General features: G+C 68.5%; 13 protein-coding genes and 1 other RNA gene. 4 read left to right on the forward strand and 10 right to left on the reverse strand.

All coding sequences use genetic code 11. From position 1 onward, the window contains the following. Positions 1-557: 557 nt before the first annotated feature. Positions 558-1,733 (forward strand): benzoate/H(+) symporter BenE family transporter, encoded by a 1,176-nt coding sequence (locus DGN21_RS19715; protein WP_104608548.1) that lies wholly within the window; start codon positions 558-560, stop codon positions 1,731-1,733. Positions 1,734-1,787: 54 nt separating this feature from the next. Continuing rightward, positions 1,788-1,858: non-coding RNA, sX9 sRNA (locus tag DGN21_RS19720), on the forward strand. A gap of 39 nt (positions 1,859-1,897) precedes the next feature. Here DGN21_RS19720 and bphP read toward each other — a convergent pair. From bphP to DGN21_RS19750, 6 genes are all read right to left on the reverse strand, one after another. Continuing rightward, on the reverse strand, positions 1,898-3,796 hold the full coding sequence (gene bphP, locus DGN21_RS19725) for a bacteriophytochrome BphP (protein WP_215825041.1): 1,899 nt from the start codon (positions 3,794-3,796) through the stop codon (positions 1,898-1,900). Continuing rightward, positions 3,793-4,386 (reverse strand): biliverdin-producing heme oxygenase, encoded by a 594-nt coding sequence (locus DGN21_RS19730; RefSeq protein WP_215825042.1) that lies wholly within the window; start codon positions 4,384-4,386, stop codon positions 3,793-3,795. Before DGN21_RS19730 ends, bphP begins: the two co-directional genes overlap by 4 nt. Before the next feature lie 99 nt (positions 4,387-4,485). Further along, positions 4,486-5,751, reverse strand: coding sequence for a TCR/Tet family MFS transporter (locus DGN21_RS19735; protein ID WP_215825043.1), 1,266 nt, complete (start codon positions 5,749-5,751; stop codon positions 4,486-4,488). Positions 5,752-6,129: 378 nt separating this feature from the next. After that, complete coding sequence (locus tag DGN21_RS19740; protein WP_215825044.1) at positions 6,130-8,292, reverse strand: lytic murein transglycosylase; 2,163 nt, start codon at positions 8,290-8,292, stop codon at positions 6,130-6,132. Positions 8,293-8,592: 300 nt separating this feature from the next. After that, positions 8,593-8,799, reverse strand: a complete 207-nt coding sequence (locus DGN21_RS19745; protein ID WP_024939646.1) for a hypothetical protein — start codon at positions 8,797-8,799, stop codon at positions 8,593-8,595. Between the two features lie 158 nt (positions 8,800-8,957). Continuing rightward, positions 8,958-9,347 (reverse strand): YchJ family protein, encoded by a 390-nt coding sequence (locus DGN21_RS19750; RefSeq protein ID WP_160954954.1) that lies wholly within the window; start codon positions 9,345-9,347, stop codon positions 8,958-8,960. 90 nt (positions 9,348-9,437) lie between these two features. On the opposite strand from DGN21_RS19750, the gene DGN21_RS19755 reads away from it, so the two are divergent. Beyond that, positions 9,438-10,217: a TSUP family transporter gene (locus tag DGN21_RS19755; protein WP_180968875.1), complete on the forward strand. Its 780-nt coding sequence runs from the start codon at positions 9,438-9,440 to the stop codon at positions 10,215-10,217. A 120-nt stretch (positions 10,218-10,337) separates the two neighbouring features. On the opposite strand, the gene DGN21_RS19760 is transcribed toward DGN21_RS19755, so the two are convergent. The 4 genes from DGN21_RS19760 to folE form a co-directional block, all read right to left on the reverse strand. After that, positions 10,338-14,378, reverse strand: coding sequence for an SbcC/MukB-like Walker B domain-containing protein (locus DGN21_RS19760; protein ID WP_215825045.1), 4,041 nt, complete (start codon positions 14,376-14,378; stop codon positions 10,338-10,340). Positions 14,379-14,761: 383 nt separating this feature from the next. Next, positions 14,762-15,463, reverse strand: a complete 702-nt coding sequence (locus tag DGN21_RS19765) for a DUF4194 domain-containing protein (protein ID WP_024939642.1) — start codon at positions 15,461-15,463, stop codon at positions 14,762-14,764. Continuing rightward, on the reverse strand, positions 15,450-16,919 hold the full coding sequence (locus DGN21_RS19770) for a DUF3375 domain-containing protein (RefSeq protein WP_016902174.1): 1,470 nt from the start codon (positions 16,917-16,919) through the stop codon (positions 15,450-15,452). Before DGN21_RS19770 ends, DGN21_RS19765 begins: the two co-directional genes overlap by 14 nt. Before the next feature lie 19 nt (positions 16,920-16,938). Further along, entirely contained in the window at positions 16,939-17,541 is a 603-nt protein-coding gene (gene folE / locus DGN21_RS19775) for a GTP cyclohydrolase I FolE (protein ID WP_016902173.1), read from the reverse strand. A gap of 131 nt (positions 17,542-17,672) precedes the next feature. On the opposite strand from folE, the gene DGN21_RS19780 reads away from it, so the two are divergent. Then, positions 17,673-18,128 (forward strand): MarR family transcriptional regulator, encoded by a 456-nt coding sequence (locus DGN21_RS19780; protein ID WP_126966933.1) that lies wholly within the window; start codon positions 17,673-17,675, stop codon positions 18,126-18,128. Positions 18,129-18,144: the final 16 nt, after the last annotated feature.

Consider the following 18,144-nt stretch of genomic DNA (forward strand, 5'->3'; position numbering starts at 1 on the left):
CGTCAACACCTCATTTCGAGGTGGTTGACGCTGCTTCGTTTCGACCCGAAGGTTTTCTGCGAAGCGAGCCGGCCATATTAGCAGGCTTTTCATCTTCGTCAACCCCTCGTGAAGAGGAGGTTGCCGCCGCTGCACTTCAATCCGCCGTAGCGTCTTTCCGTGTAGCGAGCCGCCCATCATAGCCGGCTTTTTCGTTTCGTCAACACCTTGTGATGTTTCCGATTCGCCCCGTTCGTTGTTGCGATGCTTCGAGAAGCGCCGCCGTCCTGAGCGAGGCCGCGCAGTTTATCGAGACTGTGCAGAAGTGCAAGCACTTTTTGACACTGGCATGACACGGACGTCGTTGCGCCCATGCGCCAGGCCTGATTCCACGCACTTTGCGGTGTATCCGGCCTGCTCTCTCTCCGGTCATGGGGCCGTGTGCCCGCATCGCAGCGACGCCGTGCTTTCCAGGCAGGACAACAAGAGCGTCGATAGAGAGCCGACCACGCAAGGTGCTGCGCTATCGATCATCGGCGCGCTCGGTGAGAATGCATGCATTAGATAGAGAGCACCCGATGTCTCCCTTACGCAGCCTGCTTCGCGATCTGTCCCTGCCTGCGATTGCTGCGGGCTTTGTCACGGTGCTGGTGGGCTTTGCCAGTTCTGCGGTGATCGTGTTCGAGGCGGCGCGTCACCTGGGGGCGGATCAGGCGCAGATCGCCTCGTGGATGTGGGCGCTCGGCATCGGCATGGGCGTGACCTGCATCGGGCTGTCGCTGCGCTACCGGGTGCCGGTGGTGACGGCCTGGTCCACGCCGGGTGCGGCCATGTTGATCGGCAGTGCGGCCGGGGTGCCGTTGCGCGAGGCGGTCGGCGCGTTTGTGCTGGCGGCGGTGCTTGGCATGCTGGCCGGCTTCTCGGGCTTGTTTGAGAAGGCGATCCGGCGCATTCCGATCTCGCTGGCCTCGGGCATGCTGGCCGGGGTGCTGTTGCGCTTCGGGCTGGACCTGTTCGTGGCGATGCAGAGTCAGGTGTGGCTGGCGCTGGCGATGCTGGCGGCCTATCTGACCGGGCGGCGCTGGTTTGCGCGCTATGCGGTGATCGCGACCTTGCTGGTCGGCGTGGCGATTGCGGCCGGCAGCGGGTTGATGCAGTGGAAGAGCGTGCAGCTTGAACTGGCCCGGCCGGTGCTGGTGGTGCCGTCGTTGTCGTGGGCGGCGTTGTTCGGGCTGGCGATTCCGTTGTTCGTGGTCACCATGGCCTCGCAGAACGTGCCGGGCGTGGCGGTGATCCGCGCCTCCGGCTACGCGGTACCGATCTCGCCGACGATCGGCTGGATCGGAGTGGTCAATACGCTGCTGGCACCGTTCGGTGGCTATGCCTTGAACCTGGCGGCCATCACTGCGGCGATCTGCATGGGCCGCGAAGCGCACGAGGATCCGGCGCGGCGTTACACCGCTGCGGTGAGCGCGGGGGTGTTCTATGTGCTGATCGGCGTGTTCGGCGCGACCGTGGCGGCGGTGTTTGCCGCCTTTCCGCGCGAGCTGGTGATGGCCATCGCCGGGATCGCCTTGCTGGGCACGATCGGCAACAGCCTGGCGGCCGCCTTGCAGCAGGACAGTGAGCGCGAAGCGGCCTTGATCACCTTCCTGGTGACCGCATCGGGGCTGACGTTGGGCGGGATCGGCGCCTCGTTCTGGGGCCTGGTGGCCGGAACGATCACCTTGCTGGTGTTGCGACCGCGGGCCTAGGGCAGCTATCAAAACGACGGCGCGCACCGCCAGGCGGGCGCGGCCGGTGCGCGGAGTCCTCAACACTGCGGTACTTCCGCGCCGTCCGCACCCTGCTGGCGACTGCGGGCTACGTTTTGTCAGCCACTGCTGGCCGCGGCAGGCGATTCGGTTGCGGGTTGCGCTTATTCGGGGTCGCGTAGCTGCAGCAGCCAGTGGGCGGTGACGCCATTGGGGCTGGGCAGCGGTTCGAGATGGAACTGACGGTAGACCGGCGCGCCCTGCGAGCGCAGCGGCAGGGTGACATAGGCGGCGCGCCCTTGCCGCAGCGCGTCTTCGAGCAGCTCCACCTTGGACGGGGCGGCATCGCTGGCCAGCAGGGACAGGATGTCGCAACCGATCAGGTCGGCCACTTCGGTCTGGCTGAGTTCTGCGAAGGCCGGGTTGACGAACATCAGCCGGTGCGCGTCCGCGGTGCCGCGTTCGATGATGGCCACACCATCGCGCAGCCGCGAGAGCGAGGCTTCGAGCAAGGTGAAATCCTGCTGGAAGCGCTTGCGCTCCATCAGTTCGATCAGCACGCGCAGGCTGCGCGCCGATTCCAGGTGCAGCGGCGACCAGCGTCGCGCGCGACCGCGCACGGTTTCCTGCCAGAGGTCGAAGCTCTTGCGTGGCGACAAGCGCGAATTGGGAATGTCCTGCAGCTTGGCCAGCTGCGGATTGCCGGCCCATTTGACCTGTTGCACCTGCTCGCGGCGGGTCCACAGCAAGGCGCTGCGCGACTGCGGCATCAGCGGCACGAAAATGAAACCGGCCGCCAGCGGGGCGAGGTCGGCCAGCTCGGGGAACACCTCGCCAATTGCATCCACATGCAGGGCGCCGACCGCATCTTCGCGCAGGGCATCGTGGTGTTCGGATTCGATGTGGTCGCGGATGCGGCGCAGCGCGGCCGCGTCCGGAGTGCTGCCATGCCGGCTGATCTCGCCGCCATGGAAGATCGCCACGCCGTCGGCGTCGACCACGTCCATCAGGTCGGGCGCCATGTCGGCGAGCATTTCCACGGTCATCTGGTCGGCGTCGTTGAAGTCGGTGATCAGCTTCTCGCGCACGGTGAGCAGCACCGATTCCATGTGCGCACGCGCCACCGCCTGCAATCCGCCGATGCGCCCGGCCAGCGCGCGGGTTACCGCATCGGTGGCATCGCGCATGGTGTGGCTGGTGAAGTGCGGGCTGTAGTGGTGGCAGGCGATCAGCCCCCACAGCGCGTCGTTGACGACGATCGAGGACACCAGCGTGGCGGTCACGCCCATGTTGGCCAGGTATTCCAGATGCACCGGGGAGACGCTGCGCAGGCTGACATCGCTCAGGTCCACCGGGGTGCCCAGGCGCGGATGCAGGGTGGGTTCGATCGGCGACGCCCGATAGCCGACATCGGCGATCTGGCGGACGCGGTTGCGCAGGTACAGCGCGCGCGCCTGGGCCGGGATGTCGGTGGCCGGGTAATGCAGGCCGAGATAGGCATCCAGCTCGGGCTGGCGCGCTTCGGCGATGATGTCGCCATTCCACTCTTCGTCGAAGCGGTACACCATCACCCGGTCGAAGCCGATCATGCTGCGCAGCCCCTTGGCGGCGCGCACGGCGGCTTCGGCGATGCCGGGATCGCGCTCGATACTGCGCAGCAGCGGCAGCGCTTCGCGCAGGGTGACGTCCATCAGGCGTGCGTCGCGCGGCTCGATTTCCACCAGCCACTGCTCCGGATACAGATGCCAGGCGGCCACCCAGGGGTGGTCGGTGGGTGCTGCACGCAGGGGAAAGCGCACGTCGGCATGCAGCAGGTGCTGCGCCTGGTCCTCGACCGCGAATGGCTGCTCGCCGGGCAGTTCCAGCGCTTGCGTGTAGACCATGCCCAGCAGCTCGGCCAGCGGCACACCAAGCAGGTCGGCGGCGGTGGTGCTGGCCTGCACGATGCGGCCGTCGGCCGGCTCGATCACCAGCAGCACGCCGTATGGCTGGATCAGGCCGGGGATATGGATCGGCTCACGCGCACAGACATCCATATCCAGGGGTTCGGTGGGCTGATTCACGGGCGCGGCTCCGCTGCAAGACAGGTATGGAAGTGGGCAAACATGCGCTGCGCACCGTCGATGGCGGACGCGCGCGCGGAAGAGGTGTCCAGGCGTTGATCGAGCATGGCCTGGAACCGGCGCCAGCCGGCCGGGTCGTCGTTGGCCAGTTCGAAATAGCGCAAGGCGTCAGCCAGCGCGGGCTGCTGCTTGCGCAAGGTGCGCGCGATCATCCGCCCGCCGAGCTGCGAGCCTTCGATGACGTAGAGCATGCCCCAGCGCGCGGCATCGTTGCCGGCGGCAGGCGCCGCGATGGGCGCCTGCGGCGGCTGCCCGAGCGTGTGCAGGTCCTCGCGCAGGGCCGGGACGCGGCGGCGATACTGCCAGCCGGTGCCGATCAGGGTGCTGAGCCAGTCGCTCAGTTGCGCTTCGAAGCCGGCCAGCAGCGCATGGTGCCGGCGCAGGATCAGCGTGTAGGCAGCGCGATCGACCCGCCCCTGCCCCAGCGCCTGCATCAGCGGAACCGTCTCGACCAGGCGGTGGGCGTCCTGCGTGGCATGGCGCAGCGCGAGCGCGGCCGAGGGCGGAACAGCCAGGGTGTCAGGACACATAATGAGTGGAGGTGGTGCCGCAGCACGGAATGCATCAGCCTAGCAGTGACTGCGCAAATCAGATAAAGCGGGCGCGAGCACAAGCTGAATAGGTTGGCATCATCCCTGTGCCGCGGGGGCTATGCCGGCCTCCCGCCCTGCCCGCCGCCAGGCCATGACCCAGCCTGCGGCAAGCAGAACACCTGCCAGCAACCAGGGGGCGCCGGGCAGATGCAGCGGTGCGCCCGTGCCGATAAACCAGGCGAACACGTTGGCAAACAACAGCGGACCGGCGATGCCGGCCAGACTGACCAGGCTGGTCAGTGCGCCCTGCACGCGGCCCTGCGCATCGGCACCCACCTCGCGGGTGATCAAGGCCTGCGCGGCCGGTGCGGCGATCGCCCAGAACGCACTGATGGGCACGCCGATCAGGAACGCGGTACCGCTGTCGGCCAGCCCGTAGATGACGAAACCGACCACCCCGCAGCCCAGACCCAGCAGCAGCGCACGGCGTTCGCCCAGCCAGCGCACCAGCCGGCCGACCAGCAGCGCATTGACGATGATGCTGCACACGCCGACGCCGGCCAGCACCCAGCTCACCTCGCGCGGGCCCCAGTGGTATTGATAACCGGCGAACAGCACGAAGATGCTGGGATAGACGTAGTGCGCCAGGTTGGCCAGAAACACCACCGAGGCCAGGCCGAACACCTGCGGATAACGGCGCAGCAGCTTGAGTGCGCCGAGCGGGTTGGCATGCGACCAGTCCAGGCGTGGCGTGCGGCGTTCGGCAGGCAAGGATTCGGGCAGCACGAACCAGCCATACAGCACGTTCAGCAGCGCCAGCCCGGCCGCAAACCAGAACGGCCAGCGCAGGCCGATGCTGCCCAGCCAGCCGCCGATCAAAGGCCCGGCGACAAAACCAATACCGAACGCGGCGCCAAGCATGCCGAACGCGCCGGCGCGTTTGTCGGCCGGGGTGACGTCGGCGATGTAGGCATTGGCGGTGGAAAAGCTGGCCGAGCACACCCCGGAGATCACCCGCGCCAGCAGCAGCATCGGCAGGGAATGGGCGACCGCCATCAGGATGAAGTCCAGGCCCAGGCCCAGGCAGGAAAGCAGGATCACCGGGCGGCGGCCATAGCGGTCGGACAGGGTGCCCTGCAGCGGCGAGCAGACGAACTGGATGGCGGCAAACAAGAAGCCGAACCAGCCGATCCAGCCGGCGGCGACGGCGTAGTCGCCCCCGGTGAACTGGCGCACCAGATCCGGCAGCACCGGAATGATCACGCCGAACGACAGCACGTCGATCAGCACGGTGATGAAGATGAAGATCAGCGCGGCGCGGCGCCGGCCCGTGGCGGGAGCGGAATCTGCTGGGAGGGACATCGCGCTGCGCAGTGGGGCGAAGCGGCGAGTGTAGCGGTGGACCGGGTGGCGCAGTTGTGGGGATGAGCTGTCGCCTGATACGCCCAAGGTCCCCCTCACTGAAAGCCCCTCTCCTGAGGGGCGAGAAGGCATGGCTTGCGCGCCACTGGCGCGCGTGCCCTGGAGCGCCCGCGCCTCATGCGCGGGCCGGGGCGCCGAGCGCGGGTTGGGATGAGGGTACGGACGAAGCCGCAGGCATTGTGAGGTGACACGAGGCTTCGCCCGCACCCTCGTCCGCCCCTTCGGGGCACCTTCTCCCGGCGGGAGAAGGGAGCCGTGCTGCTTCTTTCCTGTTGGAAGGCAGCGCAGGATCTGGGCGATCCTGGTGCCAACTTGCACTTACTCGACGCTGATGGTCTGGGTCAGCGTGTGGCTGGCGCCGGGGGCGAGTTCGATGACGTCCGGGCCGGCGTTGGCCGCTTCCAGGCAGACGTAATCGCGCCAGCCCTCGCCCACGTCGGCCATCTTGGCGGCCGCTTCTTGGCCCGGGTTCCAGGCCACCAACGAGCGGCTGCCCTGGGTGGCGATGACGATGCGGCGGCCGAGTACCGGGTCGGTCAGGGTGTAGCGGCCGCCGGCGTTGGTGTAGATACGGTCGCTGCGGCCGGGGTCGCGTGGGTCGCGCAGGCTCCAGTCGCCCTGCTGGCGGTGGGCGGTGGCGTAGTTCTCGTACTTGTCGAGGTAGTCCAGCCCGTCCAGGCCCTGCACGCTGACGGTGAGCGCGTCGCCGACGCGGAAGTAGTTGTGCAGCGCCTGGGTGAAGCGCACCGGGGCCGGGCTGGTGTTTTCGGTGATCAGGCTTTGTTCGAGGGTGCGGCCAATGCGCAGGGTCATGCGCAGGCGCAGCGCCAGGTCGTCGAAGCTGGGCGGGGTCAGCGTGAGCACCAGGGTGCCGTCGTCCTCGCGCCGGCTCTCGGTGAGCTGCCAGGGCACGGTGCGCACGAAGCCGTGCGCGGGGACCTCGCCGGTCTGGTCCTGGCGGCCGAAGTACGGCCAGCACACCGGCGCGCCGCCGCGGATCGGGGTGGGCGGCTGCTTGGCGGTGGGCGACAGCCACATCACGTCCTGCCCGCCCTTGGGCACGAACGACAGCAGCTGGCCGCCGAACAGGCTGATGGCCGCAGTGGAGAACGGGGTGTCGATCAACAGCGAGGGAAAGCCGTGGAAGTCGCCTGTGCGCAGGCCGGTGAGGTCGGACATGGGGGGTGCCTTCTGGACGATGGGGGATTGGACGAATGCGGGATAGGCGGCCGGCAGCTTGAACGCCGTGGCGCGGATGGCCGCCGCGCCGGCGACCGGCGGGGCGGCGCGCAGGGCGGTGAGGATGCGTTGGCCGGGGCGGCCGTCGGCCGGCTGCAGGCCCAGGCGGGTCTGCTCGACCTGGATGGCGCGCCGGCTGGCGGTGCCGATCATGCCGTCGGCCTCGCCGATCAGGTGGCCGCGCGCCAGCAGCAATTGCTGCAGTTCGCGCCGTTCGGGGCGGCCCAGGCCGGGGTCGTCGGTGGGCCAGGCGGCGACCAGGCCGGCACCACCGCGCAGGCGGTCGGCGAGCAGGGCGATCGACAGCGCGTAGCTTTCGGCGGCGTTGTAGGCGTAGATCGCGTCGTAGTTGCGGAACACCAGGAATGCCGGGCCGGTCGCGCCGGCCGGCAGCAGCAGGGCGGCCGGGGTTTCGGCGGGCAGACCGGCCGGTGCCAGCGCCTTGCCGTCGGTGCCGAGCAGGCCGGCGTTTTGCCAGGCCTGCAGCGGTTGGCGCCGGGTGCGGCCGGCCTTGCTGGCATCGAAGCCGGCGGGCAGGCGGACTTCCATGCCCCAGGGGCGGGCGCGCTCCCAGCCGGCCTTGACCAGATAGTTGGCGGTGGAGGCCAGCGCGTCGGGAATGCTGGCGACCAGATCGCGGCGGCCGTCGCCGTCGCCATCCACCGCGATGCGGGCATAGGTCGAGGGCATGAACTGGGTCTGCCCGAAGGCGCCGGCCCAGGAGCCGGTCAAGCCATCCGGCGACAGATCGCCTTGCTGCAGCAGGCCGAGCAAGGCGAGAAATTCGCCACGGAAGAATGGCTGGCGACGGCCCGCGCACGACAGCGTGGCCAGCGAGACCAGCAGCGGGCGCTTGCCGGTGACACGGCCGTAGTCGCTCTCCACGCCCCAGACCGCCACGATGGTGGCCGGATCAACCCCGGTCTGTTCGGACAGGCGGGTAAGCAAATCGCGGTGGGTGGCCAGCATGGCCTGGCCGTCGGCGACACGCTGGCTGTCGACCAGGCTGGCGAGGTAGTCCCAGATCGGGGTGGTGAACTCGGGCTGGGCATCGAGCAGGGGCAACACGCTGGGATCGGGCGCCAGGCCGGCGGTGAAGCGCTGGAAATCGGCGGCCGCCACGCCTTTGGCGGCGGCCTGGGTCTGCAGGCCGGCCAGGCAGCGGTCGAAGGCCGGATCGGCGCAGGCGATCAGTGGCGCCAGCGCCAACAGCGCAGGCAGGACGCGCCGGGTCGGCATCACGGCGCGATGGCCGGCGTGTGGACGGAGGTCATGCGGTGGAACGCTCCTGCGGCAGGTCGAGCCGCCGAGGATAGCCAACCTGGCTGGTTGCAGGCGTGCAGGCCGTGATGTTGCGACGGCATCGTGCGCTGCGCTGGTCGGCAGCGATACGCAGGGGTGACTGTGCGGTGCGTACGCTTTTCAGCGCGATGGGCACGACGCAGAGATCGTGTGGCGCGAGTCGGAGAATGATGTTGAGTGCCGATGGAGTGGCATCGGTCCGGCCCGCCTGGCGAGGACGCCGCGGCAACCCAGCCGCGCCTAGCTACCGTCGCCGGTGATGCCGGTCAGCAGCGACAGCGCCGGGCTGGAGGGGCTGGTGTCGGGCATACGTCGGGCGCGCGCGCTGCGCGGGGCGTCGTGGCGGGGGCCGAACCAGATCAGTGCCGTGGCCAGGCACGCCGGCAGCACGATCGCAAATACCACGATGGCCACAAGCACCCACTGCCAGAGATTGAAGGTTGCCATCATCGTGTCCGCCCCGCGGCGAGCTCCGCCGAGGCGGCAAGCTTCCGGGATCGGCTGCGAACGTGGCGTCGAGAAACCGCGCCGGCCCGTGCCGTCCGTCGGGCTGAACAGCTTCATGGTGAGCGTGACCGCTGACCTCGCTCACGCCTGAGCCCGGCTCAGCGCGCGTCGAGGTAATACCAGCGGCCGTCTTCGCGCACGAAGCGGCTGTGTTCGGTCATGCGCACCGCGCTGCCGCCGCCGATGCGGTAGCGGGCCAGGAACGCCACTTCGGCAGTGTCGGTACCGGTCTCGATGGCGCGTTGCACGGTCAGGCCGAGCCAGGTGGTGCGGCCGCCCTCGTCCAGCGACAGCTCGGATGGGCGCGTGGAGGGATGCCAGCTGGCGAGCAGGTACCCCACATCGCGGCGGACGTAGGCGCTGTAGCGCGCACGCATGAGGGTTTCGGCATCGGGCGCGGCGGCGCCGGCGTGGTAGTGCCCGCAGCACTGTGCGTAGGTGGCGGCGCGGCCGCAGGGACAGGGATCGGTGGGTATGGAAGTCGGCATCTGGTGATTGTGCGGGAATTGGGAAGCGGCGAAGTGGGAGGCGGGGTTTCTGCGCGTTTATGCTGTCGCCCCGTCGTGCGGAGCACCGCCTTGCTGGAACTGATTCCCACCGAGTTGCCGTGGCTGCTGTGCATCGCTTTTGTCGCCGGGCTGGTGGATGCGGCGGTCGGCGGCGGTGGCCTGATCCAGTTGCCGGGATTGTTTGCGACCCTGCCGCAGCAGGCGCCGTCGCTGATCCTGGGCACCAACAAGTTCAGCGCGATGTTCGGCACCGGTGCCTCGGCATGGCGCTATGCGCGCACCGTGCGCTTTCCGTGGCGGCCGGTGCTGTACGCCACGGTGGCGGCGTTTACGTTTTCGTTTCTGGGCGCGACCGCGGTCAGCCTGATGCCCAAGCAGGCGGTGCGGCCGCTGATCCTGGTGCTGCTGATCGCGATGCTGGTCTACACGCTGATCAAGAAGGACTTCGGTGCGCTGCATCGGCCACGCCAGATCGGCCGGCGCGAATTGATCACTGCCTTGGCGATGGGCGCGGCGATCGGTTTCTACGACGGGTTCTTCGGGCCCGGTACCGGCAGCTTCCTGATCTTCCTGTTCATCCGCTTTTTCGGGCTGGACTTTCTGCGCGCCTCGGCCGCAGCCAAGGTAGTGAACCTGGCCACCAACCTGGCGGCGCTGTCGTTCTTCCTGCCCAGCGGCCAGGTGATGCTGGCGATCGGCATCCCGATGGCGGTGGCCAACGTGGCCGGTGCGGTCGCCGGCACGCGGATGGCGCTACGCGGCGGCACGCCGCTGATCCGCACGTTGTTCCTGGTGCTGGTCATCGTGCTGATCGGCAAGATGGGCTGGGATCTGCTGCACGGCGCTTAGAACTCCATACTCAGCGTCGCCGACACGGTGCGCGGTGCGCCGGGAGAGTGGTGGTCTGCTGTCCCCGACCTGCGACGCCTGCGACCGCAGCGCGGTGACGCAGGCATCCAGGCGGCGCGCTCAGCGTTTTCCGCGCGGCTTGCCTGCAGATCCGCGCGTGGATGCGGGACGCGCCTTGGCCGCGGTTTTGGTTGGCACGGGCTTGGCCGCGCTACGCGCCGCAGTTGCCTTGGTTGCGCCACCCAGCGAAGTGGTGGCGCGCCTGGTCGCTACCGTCGATTTGGCAGCAGGCTTTTTCGGCGCTGCCGCTGTTGTCGCGGCTTTGTTTGGCCTGGCAGTCGGTTTGACGGACGCGGTCGTGCGCCTGGATGCCGTCCCGGTGTTAGCTGGCGTCCTGGCCGGTTTGGTCGGCGTTGCCGGCTTGCTCGCTGCAGGCGATGTACCCCTGGCGGATGCAGGCTTGGCAGATGCGGCCTTGCCCGCTGCGGTCTTCGCCTTCGCCGCCGCCGACTTGCCCGATCCCGCACGTGCGCTGGAAGCGGCTGTTTTCGCGGGCTTCGGCGCGGCTTGAACGGCCGCCGTCGACGCCGGCGCGACCTTGCTGGCGCGCCTGCCCGCCTTAGCCGCCACGTCGTCCTGTGCAGGGACGTCCTGAAGTGCCGCGCCCTCAGCGCCAGAGACGGCAGCGGTGCTGTCCATCCGCGTTTCACCCTGCGTCGAACGCGGTGCATCCTCGCGCTGCGCAGCACTCACCGCCTGTTCCGTCACCGCTGCAGCGGCCTCGTCCCCGCGCGAGCGCTCGGGCAACTGGAGTCGCTGCGCCTGCTCGTCGTATTCGATCAGCAGCACGCCGGAGTTGTGCCGGCCGCTGATTTCCACAAAGCAGGCACCGCCGATGAACGGCTCCAGCGTCATCACCGATTTCAGCGGCGTGGCCACCACCATCTGGAAACCGAAGTTCTCGAAGATGTTCATCGCCAGCGCGGTGAATTCGTTGTCGGCCTTGTCGAAGGCTTCGTCCAGCACCACCGCGCAGTAGCGCGGCAGTTCGCCGTCTTCGCCACCGAGCTGGTAGCGCAGTGCGGCGGCCAGGCAGGTGGTTGCCAGCTTCTGGCGCTGACCGCCGGATTTACCGGCGCCGCTGCGGTAGATCTCCACCTGTGCGCGGGTCTGCGCATCCAGCTCCACGCCGATGAATTCCACATGCTGGCGCACGTCCAGCACCTGCTCGCGCCAGCGGCGTGCGTCCGGTTCCTGCGCGCCCAGGCGTGCTACCAACGCGCGCAGGGTGGAAAACTGCGCTTCGGCCAGTGCGCGGTCTTCGGTCTGTTGATGCGACAGCACCGCGCGCAGCTGTTGCTGGAATTCCTGCACCTCGCCCAGGCGACGGTCGCTGACCTCGATGGTCAGCAGCGTGCCACGATTGAACGGCACCTGCTCCAGACTGGCGTTGACCTCGTCCATGCGCTGCTTGATGCCCTTGTGGGCCTCGGCGGTGTGGCGCTGCAGGGCCAGCAGATTGTTCTTGCTCTGGGTCTGCAGCAGATCGAAGAAGCGGTGCTCGTGGCGCGGCAGGCCATCGCTCTCCAGGCGATCCAGGCGCGCGAGAAAATCGTCGGCACTGGCCAGGCTCACGGTGAAATCGCCGCTGTCTTCCGGCCATTGCTGGCAGTACTTGCGGAAACAGTCGAGCAGCTGCGCGCTGAGCCGGCTGTCGCGGCCCTGGCTCTCGGCCAGTTGCTCGGCCAGGCCACGCTCGACCACGCGGAAATGCGCCTCCAGATTGTCCAGCGACAGCGGTGCCAACGCCGCCAGGCGCTCGCGCAGGCCCTGCAGCTGGGTGGGCGTGAGCGCGGCGGTGCCGGCACGGCTGGCACAGGCAGCGTGCTGCTGTTCGAGCCGGACCCGCTCGCGTGCCAGCTGCGCGCGCTCCAGCCGCACGTCCTCGTAGGTGCGCTTGGCCTGGTCGCGCAAGGTACGTGCGGTCTCGATCGCCTGGCCGAGCGCGCGCAGGCCGCTGTTGCCTTCGCGCAGCTGCTGCAGCTGTTCGTCGATGTCGCTCAGGCGCTGCAGCTTGGGGCCGACATCGATCTCGTCCCAGTCGCGCTCCACCAGGGTGTGCGCGGCCAGCTGCCGTTCCTGGTCCTGCTCGCGTTGCTTGCGCAGCGCGGCCACGTCGGCATCGCAACCGGCGATGCGCTGGGCAAGCGTCTGCGCTTCGCGCTCGAACACCTTGAGCTTGTCGCGGTTGTCGTGGCCCAGCAACCAGCGCTTGCGGTCGTTGACCGCATGGCGGTCGTCCTTTTCGTAACGGTCGCCGGGATGCTTGACCTGCCCTTCGCGGGTGATGGCGCGGTCGGCATTGCGCAGCGCGGCGGCGTTATCGACGCATTCGTAGTCGAAGCGACGCATCAACTCGTTGCGCAGCCACTCGGTGAAGGCATGCTCGCGCAGCTGCAGCTTGCCCGGCAATGCACGCGCATCCGGCGTGCGCGCATGCAGCGCATCGTTGCGGCGTACCCGGAAATACACCAGCCGCGTGCCGAGCTGGGTGCGGTTGACCCATTCGCTGACCTGCGCGTAATGGCGGTCGTCCACCAGCAGCGACTGCGCAAAACCGCTCAGCACGCGCTCGATCGCGCCGCGCCAGGCAGATTGATCCTCGCGCACCTGCACCAGTTCGCCGACGAACGGCAGCGCCGCTTCGGCAATGCCGGTGTCCTCGCACAGGCGCGCGCGCAAGGCCTGCATCGGTGCCGGCATGCTGGACGGGGCGCGCTTCAACGCATCCAGTTCGGCGCGGATCTCGGCAAAGCGCCGCTCATCGTCGCGGCGCACACCCATGCGCTCGGCGATCGCCTCGTCCAGCGCGCTGGCGTCGTGCTTGCCGTTCTCGAGCACGGTCTGCGCGTACGCGATCTGCTCGGCAAAGCCGCTGGCGCCTGCGGCCAGGGCGGTGCCGAGCTGGCGGCAGGCCTGTTCGATCTGCACGCGGCGCCGCAGGCGCTCGTCGCGCTCGCGCTCGACCCGGGCGCGCTCGCGTTCGAGTTCCTCGATCTGTTCGCCACCGGCGGCGCGTTGTTCGCGTTCCAGCCCGGCGAGCTTCTGTTCGTGATTGTCCAGCGACTCACGCCGCTGGCCTTCTTCGCCGGCCAACCCGCGGTCCTGGCTGTCGAGTTCGTGCAGGCGCGTCTCCAGCAAGGCCAGACGCTGCTGTTCGCGGTAGCTGTCCACGCCCAGCTGCAGCTCGCGCACCTCGCCGACGCTGTGGCGCAGGGCCATCAGCGCCGCATGGTGCTCGCGTGCCGGGCTGAGCGTTTCCACCTGCCGGCGTGCGGTGACCACTGCATGGTGTGCGCCGTCGAGTTCGGCGAAGTCTTCCACCAGCCGGTCGGCCGCCTCGAACGTGCGCGGCTCGTCCAGCATGAAGCCGCGCAGGAACACATTGAGATCGCCCAGGTTCTTGGCCGACTGGGTCTTGTGCAGCAACCGCAACGCCATCTCGTTGCCGATGCCCAGCGCATGCCGAAAGCGCTCTGCGTAGCCGGCAAAGCCGTCGAAATGCGCGACCTCCTCGCCAAGACGCGCCTTGAGCCTGCGCAGATCCAGATCGAAGCCATCCAGCTCGCTGGCCACATCGAAGCTGCGCGGCGCGACCATGTAATGGCGGCGCACATCGGCCGCGGCATTGCCGCTGCCGGCGATCCAGAACAGGCGAATCAGGCTGACCGTCTCGCCGTGCGCGTTGCGGTATTCCAGCACCAGCGCCGACCAGGTGGCGCCCTTGCGCAGGTATTGGGTGGCGATCTCGCCCGAGGCGCTGTCCTGCTGATCGGCCCAGGCACCGCGCATATACGACACCAGGCTGCGATCGCGCCCGCTGCGCTCGGCCTCGCGTGCGGCGGCGTTGAAGTCGACGATGCTGGGCGGGGTCAGCAACGCCGACATCGCATCCAGCAGGGTCGACTTGCCCGACCCGGAGCGCCCGACGAACAGGAAGCCCTTCTCGGCGATCGGCACCTCGGTCAAGCCGTTGAACGTGCCCCAGTTGTGCACCTGCAAGCGCCGCATGCGGAACTGCTGCGCGCGCTGCTCGGCAAGCGAATCAGTGAACAGGGACGCGCCCGGCTGCGCCGGCGACAGGTTGGACTGGGAATTCATGGCTCACTCACCAAAACGGGATGACGGGTAACGCTGAAGACGACTTACATCAGGACTGTTTGTAGCGGGGTGTTGCGTGCTGCTGGGCTGGTGGCGGTGCTGTGGTCTGGGAGTGATTCGGTACGTCCCTTCGCGGCCTGGGCCGCTCCTACGGGGGCGGTGGTCTGCGTTGACGTGGGGCGGCGGCGGCCGATAAGGAAGCTGGATGCCCTGCTGCAGCCTGTGGAAAAGTGATCGCGTTTGATCGGGCGTGAGAGCCGACATCCGTCGCACAACGCACGACTACACAAACTCCATGCATCCCGGGCGTCATACATCAGGCATTGCGATCGGCCGTCCGCTCATCCGCCCTTCGGGCACCTTCTCCCGATGGGAGAAGGCACTTAGTCGAGCGCAACGTCTCCCTCGCGCAAGCCGCGATACGCCACCACCAGGGCCTGCACGTCTTCGGCCGAGAACAGCAACTTCAGCACCGGCGAGACCTCGTAGCGCTCCTCGCTGCCGCGCAGCCGCGACAGCAACTGGTTCTCGCGCATCTTGCCGATCGCCGTCAGCACCCGTCGCGCGAATCCGGCGCGGTCGGTGGACACGTTCTTCTCGTAGACCGACAAGGCCTCCACCAACTGCGCCTCGTCCACCACCGCCCGCTCGCCGCGCGTATCGGCTTCGGCCAGTTGCTGGCGCAGGAACAGCAGCAGCACCGACTCGATAAAGGTCAGCGGCGCGCTGCGCAGCAGGGTCGGCGATTCCAGCTCGGCGGTGTCGGCCTGACGGGTGAAGGCCACCCCGCCCTCGCGGTCCAGCACCAGCTCCAGGAACAGCTCGCACAACACCTGGCGGATCGCCGCCTCGTTGCGCAGCAGCGCAGGCCATAACGCACCGTGGCGTTGCGCGTCGATACTGGGGCCGGCCAGCAGCTGGCACAGCGCGCGCCGCGCGTCGAACGGCAGCGTGCCGGTGTCGCCCAGGAACAGCTCGCCGCGCGGCTGTGCAGGCGATGTCTCCGTCGGCGGCGTGCGGCCGGCATCGACCGACGCGCCGCTGTCCTCGTCCGCGTCCAGGCGGGTGTCCTCAGTCCAGTTCATTGCGTTTCTCCCGGGTGAACCACACCAGCGGAATGCGTGCGCGCCGCAGGGCGCCGTCGCCGCCTTCCCATTGCACCGTTTCCATCTGTCCGTCGATCACCACGCCGTGGCGCGTGCCCAGCGACAGGTAACCGATCACGCTGCCCAGGCCCTGCGCGGCCGGACGCTGCTGCAGCGCATCGCCGATGGTCAAGCGCGGGCGCTGGCCGAGCAGCTCGTGCAGGTCGCGGCGCAGGCTGCGCACGTCGATCTCCGATTGCGCGACCAGATCGCCCACGCTGTCGAGCGAGATGTCTGCCGCATCGGCGGCCTGCACGCGGCCATCGACCTGGGTCAGGCGCGGGTCGTGCAGGCGCCACTGCGACAGCGAACGCAGGCGGGCAGCGCTCAACGCCTGGGTGTAGCCGGTGGCGGTGGTGGCGTGCAGGCTGTCGCGCAGCTGCAAGGCTTCGCCCTGCGCCTGCTTGAGCAATTGATTGAGCCGGCGCTGCTCCAGATAGCCGCGGCTCTGCACGAAACCGCGCAGGCTGCGGGCGAAGTGCTGCATCACCGTGTGCACCTCGCCGCCGCGCTCCAGCAGCGTGCCGGTCAACCCGCGCAGGAAGGCGCGTTCGCGCCGGTCCAGCTTGCGCGCGAAGCCGCGTGCCAGCAGCGCATCCAGCGCCTGATCGAGCTGGCTGCTTTGCTGGGTGTCGTTGAGCAGGCTCCAGAACGCCTCGAAGGTGCGCCCGGCCTCGCTGTCGGCGATCACGTCCACGCCGTTGAACAGCTGCTCCAGCACATCGCCGCGCGCGCCTTCGTCGTCGATGATGCGCTCGCGGAACTGGCGGTTGAGTTGTTCGAAATCGTCGCGCACGCGATGGAAATCTTCGGCCAGCTCGTCGGAGAGATGGATCAGGTCGCGGGCACGCTCCAGCGCGCGCTTTCCATCCAGCGCGGCCACGCGGCCGGAGGCCACGCGTTCGATTTCGGCATCGATGCGCGCGCGTTCTTCGCGCAGGGCGGCCAGGCGCAGCTCCGGGTCGGCTTCGGTCTGGCCCGCCAGCTGCACCAGCTGCTGGATCACCAGCGACAGGCGGCTTTCGGTGGCGCTGCTGCTGCTCTCGCGCAGGCCGACGATGAAGCGGATGGCCTGGGTGGCCGCGCGCGACAACTCGTACTCTTCTTCAGCCGCACCTTCGGGCAGGCGGCGTTCCAGCCAGCCCTGTGCCAGCCAATGCGCCAGATAGGCCTGCGCGGTACGCGGCAACTCGCGCGAGAGTTCGTCGGCGCGCAGCGCGTCGAGCTGGCGCTGCAGGCGCTCGTGCAGCACGGCCGAGGGCAGGCGGCGTTCGCCGTCCAGCAACACCGTCTGCAGCAGGCCGATCAGCTCCGGCGCGTGGTCGGCGGCCAGCAGTTTCCACACCGGCTGCTCGCGCAATTGGCGATAGCCGGCGATACGTGCCTGGTGCTTCATGGCGACGGCAACGGCTGCCTCAACGCTTGCCGCCCACTTCGATGAACTGCAGGAACTCGGCGCGGGTGCGCGCGTCCTCGCGGAAGCTGCCCAGCATCTTGGAGGTCACCATGCTGACGCCGCGCTTGTGGATGCCGCGGGTGGTCATGCATTCGTGCGAGCCTTCCACCACCACGCCGACGCCGCGCGGCTGCAGCACATCCTGGATGCACTGGGCGATCTGCGCGGTCATCTTTTCCTGCACCTGGAAGCGCCGCGCATAGCTTTCCACCACGCGCGCCAGCTTGCTGATGCCGACCACCTTGCCGCGCGGCAGGTAGCCCACGTGCACCTTGCCGATGATCGGCGCCATGTGGTGCTCGCAGTGGCTTTCATAGGAGATGTCGCGCAGCACGATCAGCTCGTCGTAGCCGGCCACTTCCTCGAAGGTGCGTTCCAGGTACTCGCGCGGTTCCTCGCGGTACCCGCTGAACCAGTCGCCATAGGCTTCGGCGACCCGGCGCGGGGTGTCCAGCAGGCCTTCGCGGGCCGGGTCTTCGCCGGCCCAGCGCAGCAGGGTGCGCACGGCATCTTCGGCCTGGGCCTGGGTGACGGGGGAATCGGGCTGGTCGGACTGGCTCATGCGCAGGGTGCACCCAAAGGGGGCGAGCATGGTACCCGAGGACGGGCCGGCGGCCCCAGTGGCGGTTGCGCCGGCTTGCCCGGGTTCAGTGACTATTGATTCATTGTTGAATTGATAGCATCCTATCTATTATGACGAACAGCGTTCTCTCCCCCCGCGCCCAGCTCAGCTCCGGCCTGCTGGTCGCCGCCCGCCAGTGGCAGCGGCTGGCCGACCAGGCATTTGCCGAATTCGGGCTGTCCAGCGCCTGCACCGGGCCGTTGTTGATGATCGGCCGCTCCGGCGGCGGCATCCGCCAGGTGGCGCTGGCCCAGCAACTGGGCATGGAAGGCCCCTCCCTGGTGCGGCTGCTGGACAAGCTGTGCGCGCAGGCGCTGGTGCGCCGCGAGGCCGACAGCAGCGACCGCCGCGCCAACCAGCTGTGGCTCACCGACGCAGGCCAGACGCTGGTCGGGCGTATCGAGATCCGCCTGGATGCGCTGCGCGCGGAGGTGTTCGGCGCGCTCAGCGAAGCGCAGGTGCAGGTGGTGCTGACCTTGTGGGAGCAGATCGCGCAGGCGCACGCGCGGCTGAGTCAGCCCGACTGAGCCCGCTGTCGGGCGT

Source organism: Xanthomonas sp. MLO165, assembly GCF_018831305.1.
GTDB lineage: Bacteria > Pseudomonadota > Gammaproteobacteria > Xanthomonadales > Xanthomonadaceae > Xanthomonas > Xanthomonas arboricola.

What these genes read in the sequence shown, in the direction of transcription:
- DGN21_RS19715 (WP_104608548.1), top strand. Translation starts at nt 558, where the DNA reads ATGTCTCCCTTACGCAGCCTGCTTCGCGATCTGTCCCTGCCTGCGATT.
- DGN21_RS19730 (WP_215825042.1), bottom strand. Translation starts at nt 4,386, where the DNA reads ATGTGTCCTGACACCCTGGCTGTTCCGCCCTCGGCCGCGCTCGCGCTG.
- DGN21_RS19735 (WP_215825043.1), bottom strand. Translation starts at nt 5,751, where the DNA reads ATGTCCCTCCCAGCAGATTCCGCTCCCGCCACGGGCCGGCGCCGCGCC.
- DGN21_RS19745 (WP_024939646.1), bottom strand. Translation starts at nt 8,799, where the DNA reads ATGGCAACCTTCAATCTCTGGCAGTGGGTGCTTGTGGCCATCGTGGTA.
- DGN21_RS19750 (WP_160954954.1), bottom strand. Translation starts at nt 9,347, where the DNA reads ATGCCGACTTCCATACCCACCGATCCCTGTCCCTGCGGCCGCGCCGCC.
- DGN21_RS19760 (WP_215825045.1), bottom strand. Translation starts at nt 14,378, where the DNA reads ATGAATTCCCAGTCCAACCTGTCGCCGGCGCAGCCGGGCGCGTCCCTG.
- DGN21_RS19765 (WP_024939642.1), bottom strand. Translation starts at nt 15,463, where the DNA reads ATGAACTGGACTGAGGACACCCGCCTGGACGCGGACGAGGACAGCGGC.
- DGN21_RS19770 (WP_016902174.1), bottom strand. Translation starts at nt 16,919, where the DNA reads ATGAAGCACCAGGCACGTATCGCCGGCTATCGCCAATTGCGCGAGCAG.
- folE (WP_016902173.1), bottom strand. Translation starts at nt 17,541, where the DNA reads ATGAGCCAGTCCGACCAGCCCGATTCCCCCGTCACCCAGGCCCAGGCC.
- DGN21_RS19780 (WP_126966933.1), top strand. Translation starts at nt 17,673, where the DNA reads ATGACGAACAGCGTTCTCTCCCCCCGCGCCCAGCTCAGCTCCGGCCTG.